The organism is Massilia brevitalea (genome assembly GCF_030711405.1).
GTDB lineage: Bacteria > Pseudomonadota > Gammaproteobacteria > Burkholderiales > Burkholderiaceae_D > Telluria > Telluria brevitalea.
Genome location: NZ_JAULSI010000009.1, coordinates 130,640 through 148,789 on the forward strand (window position 1 = coordinate 130,640; position 18,150 = coordinate 148,789).

The window sequence follows — 18,150 nt, forward strand, 5'->3', positions numbered from 1 at the left end:
TGACGAGCGGCAGGCACAGGCGGTCTACGCCCGTATCGGATGCATGCCGGCAGGCCAGCCCGTCGCCGCCGACGTAGAGGTGCGGGCTGCCGCGCCGCAGCGCCAGCAGTCGAGCGCTTCGATGGTCTCCGGTTCGCCATCGAACACGCCCCAGCCGGCCTTGCGTTCCAGAAGGTCGCGCGAGTTGTTGTACAGGTAGAGGCTGCCCGACAGTTGCGGCAGCAGGCGCGGCAAATAGCTGGCGATGATGCCGGCCGATTCGTCGACCGACTCCGCCAGCTCCAGCGAATGCATCAGCTCGGCACTGCGGAAGAGCAGTCGTTCTGTGACGAGATGCGCTCGGCCGTCACCTCGGCCTGTTCGGCGGCGGCCTGGGCCTTGAGCTCGGCCGCATTCCGCTGGCGCAGCACGCGCTGGCCGGCGAGCAGCATGCCGCCGAGGAAGAGGATGTTGGTCAGCGTGGCGACCAGGCTGGCCGTGGCCGCCGAGTTAGAAGTGGCGCGCAATTGATCGCTGAGCTGGCTGCGGCGCTGCGCAAACACGGCCAGTTCGTTACCGATGAGCTGGCGCAGCACGTCCATCTGCTGCTTGCCGAGGCCGGACGCAATCAGGGCGGCGGCCGCATCGAAACCCCGTTCACGGCGCAGGTTGATCGTTTCCGTCACGGTGCGCAACTTGGCCGCCGTGGCTTGTTCGATTTTCTCGGCGCGCGCGATCTCGGCGTCGCTCGTCATTTCCTTACGCAGCGCGGCCTGGGTGGCGGGAATGCCGTTAACGGCGGAATAGTAGGGTTCGAGGAAGCGCTCGTTACCGGTGACCACGAAGCCGCGCTGGGCAGTCTCGGCGTTCAGCAGGCTTTCCAGCAAGGTCAGCTGCAAGCGCTCGACGTTCGCCGCGCTGTCGAGCTCGTCCATGACGACCGTGACCTGGCGGTTCACGATCATCGGCAGGACAGCAACCGTGGACATGACCAGGATGATGGCGGCTGCCGCGGCTTTGATCTTGGTTTCAAATTTCATCAGGTGAGGCCACGCCTTGGATAACGAAAACGTTGCGCGGGAGTGCTGCATGAACGGTGCATGCACTGCTTCCGTTCACGCTTGCGCATTCGGGGAGGGTAACACATTGAATAGAAGTGCAACTCCTCCACGAGGGCAACAGTATTGCAAGCTCAGCTATAAGGACGACACAAAGTTGCAAGCTCGGCTATGATGCGGCCAGCCGGCAGTATCGACAGCATTGTTTGCTTGGGTTACGTCGAGCGGACATGTTGGAGGTAAAGCAGGTGAGGTCGGAATGAATACAGCAGTAATGGCGGCGCCCGGTTTGGCCGGGAATCAAGATAAACAGTATGGTCTGATTAATGTGCTGAAGGTCGTGGCGGCGCAGCTGATCGTGCTGCATCACCTGGCCTTCTATGGGCCGATGGCGGATCACGCGCGGGTGCTGGCGCCGGGGCTGTTCGACTGGCTGGCGGATGATGCGCGGATTGCGGTGCAGGTCTTCCTCGTTATCGGCGGCTTCCTGGCTGCGAAGTCGCTTTCTCCGCATGGCGTGCCCGGCATTGACCATCCCCTGCAAACGATCCTTCGCCGTTATCTCAAGTTAGCGCCACCGTTCCTGGTCGCCATGCTGCTGGCGATTGGCGCATCTGCGCTGGCCAGTCTTTGGATGACGCACCCGTCGATTTCTGCTCCTCCAGGCTTTGCTCAACTTGGCGCGCATGCGCTGCTGCTGCATGACCTGCTTGGCTACGACGCCTTGTCCGCCGGCGCCTGGTATGTGGCGATCGATTTCCAGCTGTATCTGCTCATGACCATGCTGCTATGGGGCTCCCGGTGCTTGCCGGCTGGCCGACTAGTCAACTGGCTGGTGCCCATGCTCATCGTGACGGCAGTCGGCAGTTCACTCTTCTTTTTCAACCGGCAATCCAGCTGGGATATCACGGCGCTCTATTTCTTTGGCAGCTATGGGCTGGGCGCCATGGCCTGGTGGGCCAGCGATACGAAGCGGTCACCGCAAGCAGTCACCATTTTATTCGGCATGCTGCTGATCCCGGCCCTGGCGGCGCTCGCAGCCGACTTCAGGGAACGCATCGCCCTGGCCTTGGTCGTTGCGTGTTTCCTGTTCATGTTTGGACGCCGGAGCCTGTCCACAGCAAGTTCACTCACAGCATCTTTCTTGCACGCTGCTGCGAATGCCTCGTATTCGGTCTTCCTGGTCCACTTTCCGATTTGCCTGGTCATGAATGCCGCCTTTGTGCGCTTCGTCGCTATGCGGCCTGAAACGCAAGCGCTGGGCGTCTGCGCTGCATGGGCGGCCAGTATGCTCGTTGGCGCACTGTTTCATCGATGGGTCGAGCGTCCCTTGGGCCGCTGGTGTGAACTGGGCAAAGGGCGCGTCACAGCATTTCACATCGGCGCCGAGCATTCGCGCGCCCAAAACTGTCCAACAAGCGCGCCTGGCGGTTGACGTTTTCGCTCGACCAGCCGACAGTGGCGATCGGTGCCCATAATTACCCATTGCCAGCACATATCCTGCCCCTATGAAAATCCTCGAGTACGTCGAATTCTCTCCGCCGCGTAACAAGACCTTGTACACCAAGGTACGCGACGCGATCGAGCGCGACGATTTCCGTGCAGCCGATGTCAAGAAATTATCGAATCTTACGCACGGTAAGTTCTACCGCGCGAAACTCGATTATGCCGACCGCTTGCTGTTCTCTATCGTTCGCTATAACGGAGAAACCTATGCGCTGATGCTGGAAGTGATCGAGCAGCACGCTTACGATAAATCGCGCTTCCTGCGCGGCGCCACGATCGACGATGCAAAGGTCCCGTCGGCCGATCCGGTCGAAGCCATCGGGGAAGCCCAGCCAGTTACCTACCTGAACCCGAGCCAGCCCCGGGTGCATTGGCTCGACAAGGTCATTTCCTTCGACGATGCGCAGCTGAAGGTCTACCTGCAGTCCGCTCCCCTGATCATCGTCGGCAGCGCCGGCAGCGGCAAGACCGCGCTGACGCTCGAGAAAATGAAGCAGGCGCAAGGCCATGTTCTCTATGTGACGCTGTCGGCGTATCTGGCTCAGTCCGCGCGCGATTTGTACTACGCGCATGGCTTCGAACGGGAAGGGCAGGAAACCGATTTCCTGTCCTTCCGCGAGTTCCTCGAATCGCTGCGCGTCCCGGCCGGCCGCGAGGCAGGCTGGCCCGATTTTTCCGCCTGGTTCGCGCGCATGCGCCAGCAGTTCAAGGGTATCGACGCCCACCAGGCCTTCGAGGAAATCCGGGGCGTGATCACCGCAAGCGCCAGCGGCGTGCTGACCCGCGACGAGTATGTGGCGCTCGGCACGCGCCAGTCGATCTTCGCGTCCGGCGAGCGCGGCGCCCTGTATGCGCTCTTCGAGAAATACCGGGCGTGGCTGCGCGAAGCCCGGCTGTTCGACCTGAATCTGGTAGCCCATGAATGGCGGCAGCAGGCGCAGCCGCGCTATGATTTTATCGTGATCGACGAGGTGCAGGACCTGACGCCGGTGCAATTGGCGCTGCTGCTCGGCATGCTCAACAAACCGGGACAGTTCTTGTTATGTGGCGACTCGAACCAGATTGTCCACCCCAACTTTTTCTCTTGGGGCAAAGTCAAGAGCCTGTTCTGGCAAGATCCCGAATTGGCCGAGCGGCAGCAATTGCAAGTGCTTCGGGCTAATTTCAGGAATGGTCAGCAAGTCACGCGGATTGCCAACACACTCCTGAAAATCAAGCACAGGCGCTTCGGCTCGATTGACCGCGAGAGCAATTTTTTGGTCGATGCCGTGAACCAGGATGCCGGCGCCGTCAGTTTGCTGGCCGACAGCGATGCCGTGCGGCGCGACTTGAATGCGCAAACGCGCCGCTCGACCCGCTTTGCGGTGCTGGTACTGCGCGACGAGGACAAAGCCGAAGCACGCAAGCATTTCGACACCCCGCTGATCTTTTCGGTCCACGAAGCCAAGGGTCTTGAGTACGACAGCATCGTCCTCTACCGTTTCGTGTCCGACAACCGCGCTGAATTCTCGGCAATCGCGGAAGGCGTTGGCGCGGACGATCTCGCAGGCGACGAGCTGGAATACAGCCGCGCCAAAGACAAAAGCGACAAGTCGCTCGAAATCTACAAGTTCTATGTCAATGCCTTGTATGTGGCCCTGACGCGCGCCATTCGCAGCGTCTACCTTGTCGAATCGGACAGCGGCCATCCCTTGCTGCGCCTGCTCGATATCGCATAGCTGAGCGCACCGGAAAAGGTGGCCGCCCAGTCATCGAGCATGGAAGAGTGGCAGAGGGAGGCGCGTAAGCTGGCTTTGCAAGGCAAGCAGGAACAGGCCGACGCGATCGAACGCATGATCCTGAAGACCGCGCCCGTTCCCTGGCCGGTGCTCGACGAAACCAGGCTGCGTGAAACGCTGTCCAAGGTCTTCCTGGAAAAAGCGCCAGGCAACAAGACCAAGGGCCAGCTCTACGATTACGCCACCTGCTTCGACGAGCCCGTCCTTGCCTGGTTCCTGGCGCACGATGCCGGCTACGAACAGGCGCAGGGTTTTCCGGCCCATGGCACCGTCTACGGCCGGCGTCACTACCAGGCTTATTTCGCACGCAACTTCAAGGACATCCTGAAACTGTGCGACAAGCATGGGGTTGAGCATCGCACGCCAATGAACCAGACGCCGCTGATGGCCGCCGCGGCGGCCGGCAATGTCGCCCTGGTCGAAGCCCTGCTTGAACGCGGCGCCGACACCAACGCCGTCGACCACCTGGGCCGCAATGCCCTGCACTGGGCCATCGCGACCGCACTGCGCGATCCGAGCTATGCGCAGGGCCCGTTCGGCGCGGTCTACCGCCTGGTGGCGCCCTCGCACATCGACGTGATGTCGGGCGAGCGCCTGGTACGCCTCGACGCACGCCACGCCGAGTACCTGATGCTGCAACTGATGTGGGTACTGTTCAAGTATTGCTTCGGGAATGCCGACCGTAGCGACCGCGGCGGCTTCGACGCCGGTACCCTGCTTACCGCTTACGACAAGATGCCGGCCAGCGTATTGGCGCCGGAACGCAAGAAGCGCGCCTATCTCTCGGGCATCCTGGCGCGCAACGAGATCGATCGTGACTACGCCTACAACCGGCGCTTGTTCCAGCGCATCGCTACTGGCGTCTACCAGCTCGCTCCCGCGTTATCGCTGCGCCGGCCCGGCCCTGACGGCGCCGATGCATGGGTGCCGGCGTTTTCCGCCCTTAACCTCCCACTCGTAAAAGAATTTGCCGATCCCTGGCATGACCGGCGTATCGACAAGCTGCTCGGACTTGCCGGCCTGCCGCCCACACCCGATCCCATCATCCACCGCGCCGAACGGCGCCGGGCCGAGCAATGAATACCATCCTGACACTGTCGATTACTTGTATCTCCGGTGCCCATCTCGTTGAAGACTATCGCTTCGTGCTCGCCTTGCAGGCCGAGTCCACCCTGGAGGAACTCGGGGCATGCATCCTTGAGGTCCTGGATTTCGATGGTGATCACCTCTCCGAGTTTTACGTGGCGAATACGCCGCACGGCAAGCGGGCGTGGTCGACAAAGCTTGTTGAGCCGGAGGGAGATACCGACGATTGGCAGACGCGGCTGTGCGGTCTCTACCCACTTGGGCACAACAAGAAGCTGTACTACCGTTACGACCTGGGTGCGGAGTGGCAGTTTGAAATTGTCAGGAAGGGGCGGGAGACGTCAGCACTGGAGGGTCAAGCCTATCCCGTGCTGGTGATGGAGGAGGGCATCAAACCGCTTGAATATGGCGATGATGACGGTTTCTGATGAGAAGTCGGCCGCAGAGCCCTACGTTCCGATCGCTCATCGAGCTTACTTTCTTAGAACGTAAGCGCGGTGATAAGCAAGGAATGGCGCCTGGCTCTTGACTGAGCCAACGTTCATTACATCAGGAATGCCCCATCGCTGAAGGATGGAGCGGTCCAGTGCAGGGGAGATGATCAGGTCACCGTTATCGGCGAAGGAGATGAAGCCTCGGTCGAATAAGTGGTCGACGTGTGGCGCTAACATGAAGCCGTTACATCCATTGAGCTTTTCCATATCCGAACAGTCTTTCCACGGCTTGATATGGCTTGCGCGTAAATTGCGCGGGTCTCTTACGCCTGTCACTCGGCAGGACTTTTCGTTCCGACGAACGTTGATTTTAAAGAGCCCTTGCCCTCGTCGCGACTTCACTAATTGTTCTTTCATCGTTGCGCCAATATCGGTTCGTCCAACGATGCCTTCCTCAAGCACATCGCATTCGCTCTTGTACTGTAGGTCATGAGCACGCTCTATGGCTGCTTCGTACTCCTTACCGATGAGATCAATCAGCATCTCAGCCATGGGATTTGGTACATGCGCAAGATAGACCGATTGCAGTCCATCACCGTTAGTCTGTAAGGGTGAGTACTTTGAAGGAAGGAGTGGACGAAGGATCTCGATATGGTCTTTAGGACGAATAGTATCGGTCAGCTCCGTGTAATCAACTGGAACCAGCCAGCCATCATCTGACCAGTTACCGCCTGCCTGCCCGAAGTCGGGTTTGGGGGCGCTTTCTGCAGGGCCGGTAGCGATGCCGATGGCTTTGATACGGGTCGCGCAATACGAGAAGATGACGTCCCCAGGGCGTACCTCTTTCATGAAGTTATAAAACTGATTCTGATGGCCATTGGCTTTGAGCTTGGGCGACCAAAGAAAGCTGCCGTTGATTTCTTCTGCGTAAGTCTGGTTCTGATTCACCCACCAGTAGCGTGGATCAGATAGCTGCTGCGTCGATGGCGCATGGAACGCAGTGACGGTGTCGGAGGCAAGGTGCACAGAAACTCTCTCATTGATGGGCCAACAGATGGCACAGCATTGTAGAGTGGAGTATCACAATGGTGTCAAATAGAAATTGAACAAACCCAGTTGGTTTCTGCTTTTGTTGTATGAATGGCGGTCACAATTGGGTCGGATGATTCCCGAATGTGCAAAAAAAAAGGCCAACGCATGCGTTGGCCTTTCTGTGTGCAAGAACGACAATTAAACGTCGATGTTACCTGCTTGTAGGGCGTTGGATTCAATGAAGTTCCTACGCGGCTCCACCTCATCCCCCATCAGCGTGGTAAAGATCTGATCCGCCGCAATCGCATCCTCGATCTGCACCTTCAGCAAACGGCGCACGGTCGGATCCATGGTCGTCTCCCACAGCTGTTCCGGATTCATCTCACCCAGACCTTTGTAACGCTGCTTCGACACGCCACGCTCCGCTTCCTCGCGCAGCCAGATCATCGCTTCGTGGAACTCGCGCACGGCAAATTCCTTCATCTTCTCGCCTTCGCCGCGGCGCACGATGGCGCCTTCGCCCATCAAGCCCTGGAAGGTGGCGGCTGCATTCGCCAGCACGGCATAGTCGTTGCTGACAACGAAGTCGGCATCGATCGACGTCACGTTCACGTTACCGTGGCGCATGCGCTCAATGCGCAGGGCGTGCTTCTCGCTCAGCTCGTCCGAACGCACGACCACGCGTACGGCCGGGTCGTTGATCGCCGCTTCCAGTGCGTTGGCCGAGGCCGAGGCCGCTTCCAGCGTCATCATGTCCAGCGTCACGCCGCTCATGATCGCGGTTAGCGCGGCGCGGTCGATCACGCGGGTCAGGCGCATCATGATGGCGTTCGCCAGGTTGTACTGGCGCACCAGTTCCGACAGCGCTTCGCCGGTGATCGGGTCGGCGCCTTCGCGCGGCAGCAGCGACGCGGTGTTCAGCGCCACCATCATCATGTAGCTCGCTTCCTCGACGTCGTCCTTCAGGTAGCGCTCGTCGCGGCCGGCCTTGACCTTATACAGCGGTGGCTGGGCAATGTAGATGTGGCCACGCTCGACCAGCTGCGGCATCTGGCGGTAGAACAGCGTCAGCAGCAGGGTGCGGATGTGGGCGCCGTCGACGTCCGCGTCGGTCATGATGATGATGCGGTGGTAGCGCAGCTTGTCGACGTTGAATTCGTCCGGGCCGATCGAGGTGCCGAGGGTGGCGATCAGGGTGGTGATCTGCTCCGACGACAACATCTTTTCGAAACGCGCCTTTTCCACGTTCAGCACCTTGCCGCGCAGCGGCAGGATCGCCTGGAACTTGCGGTCGCGGCCCTGCTTGGCAGAGCCGCCTGCCGAGTCACCCTCGACGATGTACAGCTCGGCCAGCGCCGGGTCGCGTTCCTGGCAGTCGGCCAGTTTCGACGACAGGCCCAGGCCGTCCATGATGCCCTTGCGGCGGGTCAGGTCGCGTGCCTTGCGCGCGGCTTCGCGCGCACGGGCGGCTTCGACGATCTTGCCGCAGATGATCTTGGCGTCGTTCGGCTTTTCGTTCAGGAAGTCGGTGAGCGTCTTCGCCACGATTTCCTCGACCGGGCCGCGCACTTCCGACGACACGAGTTTGTCCTTGGTCTGCGACGAGAATTTCGGCTCCGGCACTTTGACCGACAGCACGCAGGTCAGGCCTTCGCGCATGTCGTCGCCCGAGATTTCGACCTTTGCCTTTTTGGCGAAGTCGTTCTCGTCGATATATTTGTTGATCACGCGCGTCATTGCCGCACGCAAGCCGGTCAGGTGGGTGCCGCCGTCGCGCTGCGGGATGTTGTTCGTGAAGCAGAGTACCTGCTCGTTGTACGAGTCGTTCCACTGCATCGACACGTCCACCGAGATATTCGTGTTTTGATCCGACAGGCGGTCGCCGGTGGCCTGGAACACGGTCGGGTGCAACACGGTCTTGGCCTTGTTGATGTATTCCACAAAGCCGCGGGTGCCGCCTTCGAAGGCGAAGATTTCTTCCTTGCCGTTGCGCTGGTCGCTCAGCTTGATGTTCACGCCGTTGTTCAGGAACGAGAGTTCGCGAATACGCTTCGACAGGATCTCGTAGTGGAATTCGACGTGCGTGAAGATTTCCTCGTCGGCCCAGAAATGCACTTCGGTGCCGCGCTTGTCGGTTTCGCCGATGACTTTCATCGGGGAGACTTCGAAGCCATCGACGATGTCGATTTCGCGGTTCTGCGGCACGCCGCGCACGAATTCGAGCTGGTGGACCTTGCCTTTTTGGCGCACGGTCACGCGCAGCAGTTTCGACAGTGCGTTCACGCAGGACACGCCCACGCCGTGCAAACCGCCCGAGACTTTATACGAGTTCTGGTTGAACTTGCCGCCGGCGTGCAGTTCGGTCAGGGCGATTTCGGTGGCCGAGCGCTTCGGCTCGTGCTTGTCGTCCATCTTGACGCCGGTCGGGATGCCGCGGCCGTTGTCGGCGATCGAAATCGAGTTATCCGAATGGATGGTGACGTGGATTTCGGTGCAGTAGCCGGCCAGCGATTCGTCGATCGAGTTGTCCAGCACTTCGAATACCAAGTGGTGCAGGCCGGTCCCGTCCGAGGTGTCGCCGATGTACATGCCCGGACGCTTGCGCACAGCTTCCAGGCCTTCCAGAATTTGAATCGAGGCGGCGCCGTATTCATCCGACTGCATCGGCGATTGCGGCATTTCGTTAGTGTTCTCGGACATGGACTGCTTTCTCTAAAAACTATGTATTCAGACTGCTCAGTTCAGGCCGCAACCCGGCAAAACAAGGCGCGGCCCGGATGCGTTGAATTAAATACGCATCGGCATGACGACGTACTTGAAGTCGCCATTGTCGGGAATTGAGATCAGGGCCGACGAATTCGAATCGCCCAGGGCGATGTTCACCTGGTCGCACTTCAGATTGTTCAGCACGTCGAGCAGGTAGGTGACGTTGAAACCGATGTCGATGGCGTCGCCGCCGTAGTCGATTTCCAGTTCCTCGACCGCTTCTTCCTGGTCGGCGTTGGTCGAGCTGATCTTCATGCTGCCCGGGGTGATGATGCAGCGCACACCCTTGAACTTGTCGCTCGTCATGATCGCGGCGCGCTGCAGCGAGCGCAGCAGTTCGTCGCGGCTGATCGTGAAGTCGTTCTTGTAGCCCTTCGGGATGACGCGGGTGTAGTCAGGGAACTTGCCCTCAACCAGCTTCGACACCAGTTCGATGTCGGCGAAGGTGAGTTTGACCTGGGAGGCGGCGATGTCCAGCTGGACGGTCTCGTCGCTTTCTTCCAGCAGGCGCTGCAGTTCGATGATGGTCTTGCGCGGGATGATGACTTCCTGGCGCTCGAAGGTCTGCTCGGCTTCGACCTGGCTGAAGGCCAGGCGGTGGCCGTCGGTGGCGACGGCGATCACCTTGTTACCGTCCAGCACCAGCAGCAGGCCGTTCAGGTAGTAGCGGATGTCTTGCTGGGCCATTGCGAAGTGCACCATGTTGAACAGGTGCTTCAGCGTTTTTTGCGGCAGGGTGACCGAGGCGTTGTGGCTTTCCGCGACCGAGACGGTCGGGAATTCCTCGGCGGCCAGGGTCTGCAGCGCGAAGCGCGACTTGCCGCTCTGCACGGCCAGGCGCTTGTTGGCCAGGGTCATGGTCACGTCGCCGGATTCCGGCAGCGCGCGCAGGATGTCCAGCAGTTTACGCGCGGCCACGGTGGTGCCGGTCACATCTGGACCGGAGCCGATGTTGGCATGCGTGGTGATCTGCACTTCGGTGTCGGTCGACAGGAAGGAGACGCTTTCGCCGTCCTTGCGGATGAGGATATTGGCCAGAATCGGCATGGTGTGCCGACGCTCGACAATACCGCTCACGATCTGCAGTGGCCGGAGAAGCGTGTCTCGGGTGGTTTTGACCAGTTGCATAGTTATCCTCGGATAAGTGTTAATACAGTGAAATTATTGCTACAGCACTATTTTGCCGGTTGTGTGGGGCAAACACAAATGCGGCGGATATCGGCTTTCATGCACGCGTGGGCACGGGGCGCCCACCCTACGAGGATGTGAAAAAATCGCCATGGCTGCGTTGCCTCGTCTCGCCGTACGCTCGTACTTTCTTCGACTCGGCGCCTTGCCCTGACAATTTTTCACATCCTCTACGATATCAAACTGAATTGGGCATAACGCTCAATGTTGTTCGCCCCGTACATTTGAAGCACGTAGGGTGGGCGCCCCGTGCCCACGCGTTCAACCAGCATGAGCACAGAGACGACCCATCCCAATTAACCCTTCAGGGTCTGTTCCAGCACGTGCAATTCGTGGTTGCACTCGGCATTCTTCTGGCGGTCGCCGGCGATCTTGCGCACCGCGTGCAGCACGGTGGTGTGGTCGCGCCCACCAAACAGCTCGCCGATTTCCGGCAGACTCTTTTGCGTCAGTTCCTTCGCCAGATACATGGCAATCTGGCGCGGCCTGGCGATGTTGGCCGGGCGACGCTTCGAGTACATGTCGGCGACCTTGATGTTGAAGAAGTCGGCCACCGTTTTCTGGATGTTTTCCACGGAGATCTGGCGGTTCTGCACCGACAGCAAATCCTTCAGGGCTTCCTTCACGATGTCGATCGTGATGTCCTTGCCGTGGAAGCGCGAGTAGGCCAGGATCTTGCGCAGCGCGCCTTCCAGCTCGCGCACGTTCGAACGCAGGTGCTTGGCCACGAAGAACGCGACGTCGTCCGACAGGACCACGCCTTCGGATTGCGCCTTCTTCAGCAGGATCGCCACGCGCATTTCCAGTTCCGGCGGTTCGATGGCCACCGTCAGGCCGGAGTCGAAACGCGAGATCAGGCGGTCGTCCATGCCGGTGATCTCTTTCGGATAGGTATCCGAGGTAATGATGATCTGTTTCTTGGCCGCGATCAGGGCCTCGAACGCATAGAAGAATTCTTCCTGCGTGCGGCTTTTGCCACCGAAGAATTGAATATCATCGATCAGGAGCATGTCCAGCGAGTGGTAATAGTGCTTGAAGTCGTCGAAGCCTTTGCGTTGATAGGCGGTGACGACGTCGCGCACGTACTGCTCGGCGTGGATGTAGCGGATGCGCGCGCCCGGGTTGTCGACCATCACCTGGTTGCCGATCGCGTGGATCAAGTGGGTTTTACCGAGGCCGACGCCGCCGTAGAAGAACAGCGGGTTGTACGACACGCCCGGGTTGTTCGCCACCTGGATCGCGGCGGCGCGCGCCAGCTGGTTGGCCTTACCGGTGACGAAACTGTCGAAGGTCAGGTCCGGGTTGATGCGGCTTTGCTCGCGCTTCGGCGAGTTGGCGATGTTCAGGTTCGGCTGCGGCTCGATGCTGTGCACCGGCACGGACGGGCGCAGTTCGCCGGGCATGGGCGAGCTGTCCGGCGCCGGGCGCACTTCGGCCGGTTTTTTCGGGGCATTGTTCGGGTCGAGCACGAACTGCACTTCGACCGGCGCTTCCCAGAACTGGCAGGCGAGGGCGGTGATGCGGTTGGCGAACTGCGTCTTGACCCAGTCGAGCTTGAAGCGGTTCGGCGCCGCAATGCGCAGCTTGCCGTCCTCGTAGTCGAGCACGACGAGCGGTTTGATCCATGCGCTATATTGTTGCGGCGTCAGCTCGAGCTCCAGCTGCGCGGAAGCGGTCTGCCAAAAGTTATCCATTGTGTGCGGCTTAGTGATACGTAACACGCTATTTTACCCGTCTTCGCGAAGGTTATCCACAGGTGGCGCACAGATTTTCGCGACGGCTGGGGATAAATGCAAAGTTATCACCACCCGCTGAAAACAACAGGCTTCTTGACAGGGGGTTGTCAAGTAGGGTCTAATTCAGGGTTCCCTGTCCGGCCGCCTGCTCAGCCTTCGTTTGATGGTCGAGAAATGCACGGACTAGCTGTGGCGTGACGCTGGCTGGACGAGCGAACTGTCATTGGCGCCGATTCCTGACGAACAGACGTCAGACCCGATTTTGCATACTATTTTGCTTTAAGCGAGACCACCATGAAACGTACTTACCAACCTTCCGTCGTTCGTCGCAAGCGCACGCACGGCTTCCGCGCACGTATGGCTACCCGTGGTGGCCGTCAGGTTCTGAACGCACGCCGCGCCAAGGGCCGCAAGCGTCTGGCTGTCTAAGCCAGTCGCACCAGCTGACCGCGGTCACATGACAGGCGAAGGTTCGCACGACTTCGCGCGCGCTCGGCGCATTCTGAAAACGGATGAATTTTCATCCGTTTTTCGTTTGCGGCCCACGCAAAAATCCGCGCATTTCGTGCTCTATACCCGGCCCAGCCCGCTGCCCCATGCGCGGCTGGGCATCGTTGCGGCCAAACGCTTTGCGCCGCGTGCGGTGACCCGGAATACCATCAAGCGCATCACGCGCGAGCTGTTCCGCACCAGCGAGATCCAGTCGGTCGACTGCATCGTGCGCCTGGCACGTCCGGTGAACACCAGGCAGGGGCCCGCGACCAACAGCGCCCTCAAACGCCTGTTGCACGCGGAATTGTCGCGCCTGCTCGCTTCGCAGCGCCCGCGCAAGCCGGCGGCGCCACAGGCGCCGGCTGCGACAGTCCAGCCCTCTCCGGCCTCCTCATGAAAATCCTGCTCATCTGGATCGTGCGCGCCTACCGGCTCGTGCTGTCCCCGATGCTCGGGCAGAACTGCCGTTTCTATCCCTCCTGTTCCTGCTATGCCATCGAGGCGCTCCAGTCCCATGGTGCGCTGCGCGGCAGCTGGCTGACGGTGCGCCGCCTTGGCCGCTGCCATCCCTGGAACGCGGGCGGGTTTGACCCCGTACCGCCCAAGCGGCACACGCATTCCTCATCAGCCGCTTGCGGTTGCAACCACTCCTGACGAATACCTCAATGGAAATCAACAAACGTACCATTCTGTGGATTGTCTTCGCCGTCTCGCTAGTCGTTCTGTGGAACAACTGGATGGTGTCGAACGGAAAGCAGTCGATGTTCTCGCCGGCGCCGCCGGCCAAGGTCGCCGAGGCGCCAGCCAATACGCATAACACCAGCGGCGTGCCAGGTGCACCGGCCCAGGCTGGCGCAGCCGCCGTTCCCGGCCAGCCGGCAGCCCCGGCCCCGGTGCGCGCCGAGCGCATCACCATCACCACCGACGTAGTGAAGGCCGAAGTCGACACCCAGGGCGGCGTGATCCGCCGCCTCGAGCTGCTGCACTACCCGGACCACTTCGATAAAACGAAGAACCAGGTCCTGTTCGACGTCGCCGGCAACAATACCTACCTGGGCCAGACCGGCCTGATCGGTACGACCCCGGCCGGCGTGCTGCCGAACCACAACACGATCTTCACGGCCAAGCCGCTGAACGAAAGCAACGGCCAGGTGCAACTGGTGCTCGAAGCCGAGCAGGCCGGCGTGCGCCTGACCAAGACCTTCACCTTCAAGCGCGGCGACTACGTGATCGACGTGCGCCACGATGTGACGAACCTGACGGCCGCGCCGGTCCAGCCTTCGCTGTACCTGCAGCTCCAGCACGACGGCAACAAGCCGCCTGGCGATTCCTGGTTCACCCCGAGCTTCACCGGCCCGACCCTGTGGACGCCGGAAGACAAGTACCAGAAGCTGAGCTTCGAGAACATCGAGAAGAACAAGGCCGAGCACTCGAACAAGTCGAATGGCGGGTGGGTGGCGATTTCGCAGCACTTCTTCGTGTCGGCCTTCATTCCGACCGAAAACACCGCGCGCGACATCTACACCAAGAAGCTGGCGACCAACATGTACGCGATCGGCACCACGCAATCGCTGGGCAGCGTGGCGCCGGGCGCCACCGTCTCGAACACCGCGCGCCTGTATTCGGGCCCGCAGGACGAGAAGAAGCTGGAAACCATCACCCCGGGCCTGGAGCTGGTGAAGGACTACGGCATGTTCGCGATCATCGCCAAGCCGCTGTTCTGGATCATGGACCATATCCACCAGCTGCTCGGCAACTGGGGCTGGACCATCATCGCCTTTACCATCCTGATCAAGCTGGCGTTCTTCCCGCTGTCGGCCGCCGGCTACCGCAGCATGGCGAAGATGCGCGTGGTCACGCCAAAGATGCAGGCGATCCGCGAACGCTACAAGGCCGACCCGGTCAAGATGCAGCAGGCCACGATGGAGCTGTACAAGGCCGAGAAGATCAACCCGCTGGGCGGCTGCCTGCCGATCCTGATCCAGATGCCGGTGTTCCTGGCGCTGTACTACGTGCTGCAAGCCTCGGTCGAGATGCGCGGCGCGCCGTGGGTCGGCTGGATTACCGACCTGACCCAGCCTGATCCGTTCTTCATCCTGCCGGTGCTGTACGCGATCTCGATGTTCATCACCGCCAAGCTGAACCCGCAGCCGGCCGATCCGATGCAGGCGAAGATGATGCTGTTCATGCCGCTGGCGTTCTCGGTCATGTTCGTGTTCTTCCCGTCGGGCCTGGTGCTGTACTGGGTGGTCAACAACCTGGTGTCGATTGCGCAGCAGTGGGTGATCACCAAGAAGCTGGCTCCGGCCACCATGAAGTAAGCTTTTGCTTCTCTTCCAAAAAGCCCGTGCACGTCACGGGCTTTTTTTATCCATTACAATTTCCGCATGAAGTTAGATACCTCTCCCATCGCCGCCATTGCCACCGCACCAGGACGCGGCGGCATCGGCGTGGTCCGCGCCTCGGGCAAGTCGCTCGGGCCGCTGATCGAATCGCTGTTCCCGGGCACGGCGCTGACACCGCGCAACGCCACCTATATTCCTTTCAAGTCCGCCGACGGCACGGTGCTCGACCAGGGCCTGGCCCTGTACTTCAAGGCGCCGCATTCCTACACCGGCGAAGATGTGCTGGAACTGCAGGGCCATGGCGGCCCGGTGGTCTTGCAGATGCTGCTGGCGCGCATACTCGAAGCTGGCGCCGAGCACGGCCTGCGCCTGGCCGAGCCGGGCGAATTCACGCGCCGCGCCTACCTCAACGACAAGCTCGACCTGGCCCAGGCCGAGGCCGTGGCCGATTTGATCGACGCCTCGACCGAAGCGGCGGCGAAATCCGCGTCGCAGTCGCTGTCGGGCGCCTTCTCGCAAGTCGTGCACCGGCTGGTCGAGCAGACCATCAACTTGCGCATGCTGGTCGAGGCCACGCTCGATTTTCCGGAAGAGGAAATCGACTTCCTGGAAAAATCGAACGCGCGCGGGCAGCTGGCCGGCATTGTCGAGTCGCTGGAACACGTGTTTCGCCAGGCGGCGCAGGGCGCGCTGCTGCGCGAAGGCCTGAACGTGGTGCTGGTGGGGCAGCCGAACGTTGGCAAGTCCTCACTGTTGAATGCGCTGGCCGGGGCCGAGGTGGCGATTGTCACGCCGATTGCCGGCACGACCCGCGACAAGGTGAGCGAGACGATCCAGATCGAGGGTATTCCGCTGAATATCATCGACACGGCGGGGATTCGCGCGATCGACGAAGGCATCGACGTGGTCGAGCGCATTGGCATCGAGCGTACCTGGGGCGAAGTCGGCAAGGCGGATGTGATCCTGCACTTGCTCGATGCGAACCTGGGGCCGAGCGCGGCGGACGAGGCGATTGTCGCGGCGTTTCCGGCGGGCGTGCCGGTGCTGCGCATCTGGAACAAGATCGACTTGTCCGGGCACCGCGCGGTGGTAGAGGGGGCGGCGGATGCGACGCACATCTATTTGTCGGCGAACGAGAAGACCGGGATCGACCTGCTGCGCGCGGAGTTGCTGCGTATTGCGGGCTGGCAGCAGACCGGCGAATCGCTGTACCTGGCGCGCGAGCGGCATTTGATTGCGCTGCGCGCGGCGCGTACGCACCTGGACGTGGCGGGGCAGCACGCGGCGCAGGACGACCAGTCGCTGGATCTGTTTGCCGAGGAGTTGAGATTGGCGCAGGATCAGCTGTCGAGCATTACCGGGGAATTTACGCCGGATGATTTGCTGGGCGTGATCTTCAGCCGGTTCTGTATCGGCAAGTAGGCTTTCACATCCTCGTAGGGTGGGCTCTTGAGCCCACGCGGTCTCACCTTTTAATCAGAGGCGCCGTCGCCGCCAAGTCCGCACCGTTGATTTACCGATAACGGGGCGTGCGCCGGACGCGCATCAAATTTCAAACGCCGTACCGCGTGGGCTCGAGAGCCCACCCTACAAGGAGCTAACGTGCCCATCACCCGCCGTCGATTGTTGACCAGCTTTGCCGCCGTCTCCGGCGCCGCCTTGCTCGCTTCCTGCGCCAGCATGCTCGGCCCGCGCGAAGTTGACCTGCCGCTGTCGACACTCCAGTCCAGCCTCGACCGCCGCTTCCCGATGGACAACCGCATGCTGGAGCTGTTCGACGTGCGCCTGACCCGCCCGCAGCTGGCCGTCCACGGAGGCGACCGCGTCTCGCTCAGCGTCGACGCCACGGTCGCCCAGTCCTTCCTGCGCCAGCCCCTGGCCGGCAGCCTGGCTTTTTCCGGCCGCCTGTACATCGACCAGTCGCGCAGCGGCGTCTTCATGGCCGAGCCGCGCATCGAGCGCTTCGAGATCAACGGGATCGACGGCGCGGTGCAGCGTCAGCTGGCGCGCGCCGCGAACGGCCTGATGAACAAGGTGGTGCTCGACATCCCGGTCTACACCTTCCGCAGCGAAGACCTGCGCTATGCCGGCGTGCAGTATGTCCCGACCCGCATCGTGACCACGGCAAACGGCTTGCGCGTCTCGCTCGAACCCGAGCCAAAGCGCTGAACGCCGTTACAAAATTTCCTCTCCAAAAGCACCGCACACAATTGGAATCGTGCTGAAATTGTTGTCAATACTGCTATGATTTCCGCAGCTGGAAGCGCTGCCGCGTCCAGCGTCCACGGAAAACGACAAGGTGTTGTTCTGTTGCCGCAACAACGAAAGTCGGGCGTGGATGACATTGCGGAGGCGCCGGGTTCGGCGCACACTGAGCTTTCGAAACGGCTGTTGCTGCCTTGCGAAATGCACTGTGAAGCGGGTACCAGGGCAACGGATTGCGTTTTCTCATGCCCAGGAAGTTCCGCTGAAGTAATCTTGCTCTACGGATTGACGTGCTGCTGGTTGGAGGTGATCTTGGAAACGATACAAGAAAGTTTGGCTGGCGATACCGCCATGGCTGAACCCATGGCGGCAGCAGCGGCAGCCGCCCAAGCCCGGCCCACGCGCCTGAGCTTGCCGCCAAAGGGGTCGTGCTGGTACTGCGAAAAGCCGGTCGACAGCGTGCGCCGTTTCTGCGGCAAGACCTGCACCGACTCCTTCGACGAAGAAGCCGAATACACGCGCTGAAAATCGCGCCTGTCAATCGC

The 18,150-nt window shown here is 60.9% G+C and carries 17 protein-coding genes; 11 read left to right on the plus strand and 6 right to left on the minus strand.

The genetic code is table 11. The annotated features are described in order from the left end of the window. Positions 1-24: 24 nt before the first annotated feature. Together QWL29_RS07820 and QWL29_RS07825 are read right to left on the minus strand one after the other, a co-directional pair. The gene (locus QWL29_RS07820) at positions 25-294 is read right to left on the minus strand and encodes a hypothetical protein (RefSeq protein ID WP_305822324.1); all 270 of its coding nucleotides are present in this window, start codon (positions 292-294) and stop codon (positions 25-27) included. Beyond that, positions 294-1,019 (minus strand): CHASE3 domain-containing protein, encoded by a 726-nt coding sequence (locus QWL29_RS07825; protein WP_305822325.1) that lies wholly within the window; start codon positions 1,017-1,019, stop codon positions 294-296. The genes QWL29_RS07820 and QWL29_RS07825 overlap by 1 nt, the downstream gene beginning before the upstream one ends. A 277-nt stretch (positions 1,020-1,296) precedes the next feature. Here QWL29_RS07825 and QWL29_RS07830 point away from each other — a divergent pair, with 277 nt between their 5' ends. The 4 genes from QWL29_RS07830 (at position 1,297) to QWL29_RS07845 (ending at position 5,835) form a co-directional block, all read left to right on the plus strand. Continuing rightward, positions 1,297-2,472: an acyltransferase family protein gene (locus tag QWL29_RS07830; RefSeq protein WP_305822326.1), complete on the plus strand. Its 1,176-nt coding sequence runs from the start codon at positions 1,297-1,299 to the stop codon at positions 2,470-2,472. Positions 2,473-2,545: 73 nt separating this feature from the next. Next, positions 2,546-4,261, plus strand: a complete 1,716-nt coding sequence (locus tag QWL29_RS07835) for a UvrD-helicase domain-containing protein (protein WP_305822327.1) — start codon at positions 2,546-2,548, stop codon at positions 4,259-4,261. Between the two features lie 39 nt (positions 4,262-4,300). Further along, the gene (locus tag QWL29_RS07840; RefSeq protein WP_305822328.1) at positions 4,301-5,401 is read left to right on the plus strand and encodes an ankyrin repeat domain-containing protein; all 1,101 of its coding nucleotides are present in this window, start codon (positions 4,301-4,303) and stop codon (positions 5,399-5,401) included. Continuing rightward, positions 5,398-5,835 (plus strand): IS1096 element passenger TnpR family protein, encoded by a 438-nt coding sequence (locus tag QWL29_RS07845; protein WP_305822329.1) that lies wholly within the window; start codon positions 5,398-5,400, stop codon positions 5,833-5,835. Before QWL29_RS07840 ends, QWL29_RS07845 begins: the two co-directional genes overlap by 4 nt. A 45-nt stretch (positions 5,836-5,880) precedes the next feature. Here QWL29_RS07845 and QWL29_RS07850 read toward each other — a convergent pair whose 3' ends face one another. The 4 genes from QWL29_RS07850 to dnaA form a co-directional block, all read right to left on the minus strand. Continuing rightward, a complete protein-coding gene (locus QWL29_RS07850; RefSeq protein ID WP_305822330.1) occupies positions 5,881-6,867 on the minus strand; it encodes an HNH endonuclease in 987 nt (328 codons plus the stop codon). Between the two features lie 204 nt (positions 6,868-7,071). Beyond that, positions 7,072-9,573 carry a DNA topoisomerase (ATP-hydrolyzing) subunit B gene (gene gyrB / locus QWL29_RS07855; RefSeq protein ID WP_305822331.1) on the minus strand — a complete coding sequence of 834 codons (2,502 nt, stop codon included), beginning with the start codon at positions 9,571-9,573 and terminating at the stop codon, positions 7,072-7,074. A gap of 87 nt (positions 9,574-9,660) precedes the next feature. Then, a complete protein-coding gene (dnaN, locus tag QWL29_RS07860; protein WP_229439883.1) occupies positions 9,661-10,767 on the minus strand; it encodes a DNA polymerase III subunit beta in 1,107 nt (368 codons plus the stop codon). Positions 10,768-11,123: 356 nt separating this feature from the next. Continuing rightward, a complete protein-coding gene (gene dnaA, locus QWL29_RS07865) occupies positions 11,124-12,521 on the minus strand; it encodes a chromosomal replication initiator protein DnaA (RefSeq protein WP_305822332.1) in 1,398 nt (465 codons plus the stop codon). 336 nt (positions 12,522-12,857) lie between these two features. Here dnaA and rpmH point away from each other — a divergent pair, with 336 nt between their 5' ends. The 7 genes from rpmH to QWL29_RS07900 all read left to right on the plus strand — a co-directional run bounded on the left by rpmH (position 12,858) and on the right by QWL29_RS07900 (position 18,130). Further along, positions 12,858-12,992, plus strand: a complete 135-nt coding sequence (gene rpmH, locus QWL29_RS07870; RefSeq protein ID WP_040378179.1) for a 50S ribosomal protein L34 — start codon at positions 12,858-12,860, stop codon at positions 12,990-12,992. A 28-nt stretch (positions 12,993-13,020) separates the two neighbouring features. Next, complete coding sequence (gene rnpA, locus QWL29_RS07875; RefSeq protein ID WP_305822333.1) at positions 13,021-13,452, plus strand: ribonuclease P protein component; 432 nt, start codon at positions 13,021-13,023, stop codon at positions 13,450-13,452. Further along, complete coding sequence (gene yidD, locus QWL29_RS07880) at positions 13,449-13,709, plus strand: membrane protein insertion efficiency factor YidD (RefSeq protein ID WP_305822334.1); 261 nt, start codon at positions 13,449-13,451, stop codon at positions 13,707-13,709. The genes rnpA and yidD overlap by 4 nt, the downstream gene beginning before the upstream one ends. A gap of 11 nt (positions 13,710-13,720) precedes the next feature. Next, positions 13,721-15,376, plus strand: a complete 1,656-nt coding sequence (yidC, locus tag QWL29_RS07885; RefSeq protein ID WP_305822335.1) for a membrane protein insertase YidC — start codon at positions 13,721-13,723, stop codon at positions 15,374-15,376. Positions 15,377-15,442: 66 nt separating this feature from the next. Further along, complete coding sequence (gene mnmE / locus QWL29_RS07890) at positions 15,443-16,822, plus strand: tRNA uridine-5-carboxymethylaminomethyl(34) synthesis GTPase MnmE (RefSeq protein ID WP_305822336.1); 1,380 nt, start codon at positions 15,443-15,445, stop codon at positions 16,820-16,822. A gap of 180 nt (positions 16,823-17,002) precedes the next feature. Then, on the plus strand, positions 17,003-17,569 hold the full coding sequence (locus tag QWL29_RS07895; protein ID WP_305822337.1) for a DUF1439 domain-containing protein: 567 nt from the start codon (positions 17,003-17,005) through the stop codon (positions 17,567-17,569). A gap of 387 nt (positions 17,570-17,956) precedes the next feature. Then, positions 17,957-18,130, plus strand: a complete 174-nt coding sequence (locus QWL29_RS07900) for a hypothetical protein (RefSeq protein ID WP_305822338.1) — start codon at positions 17,957-17,959, stop codon at positions 18,128-18,130. Positions 18,131-18,150: the final 20 nt, after the last annotated feature.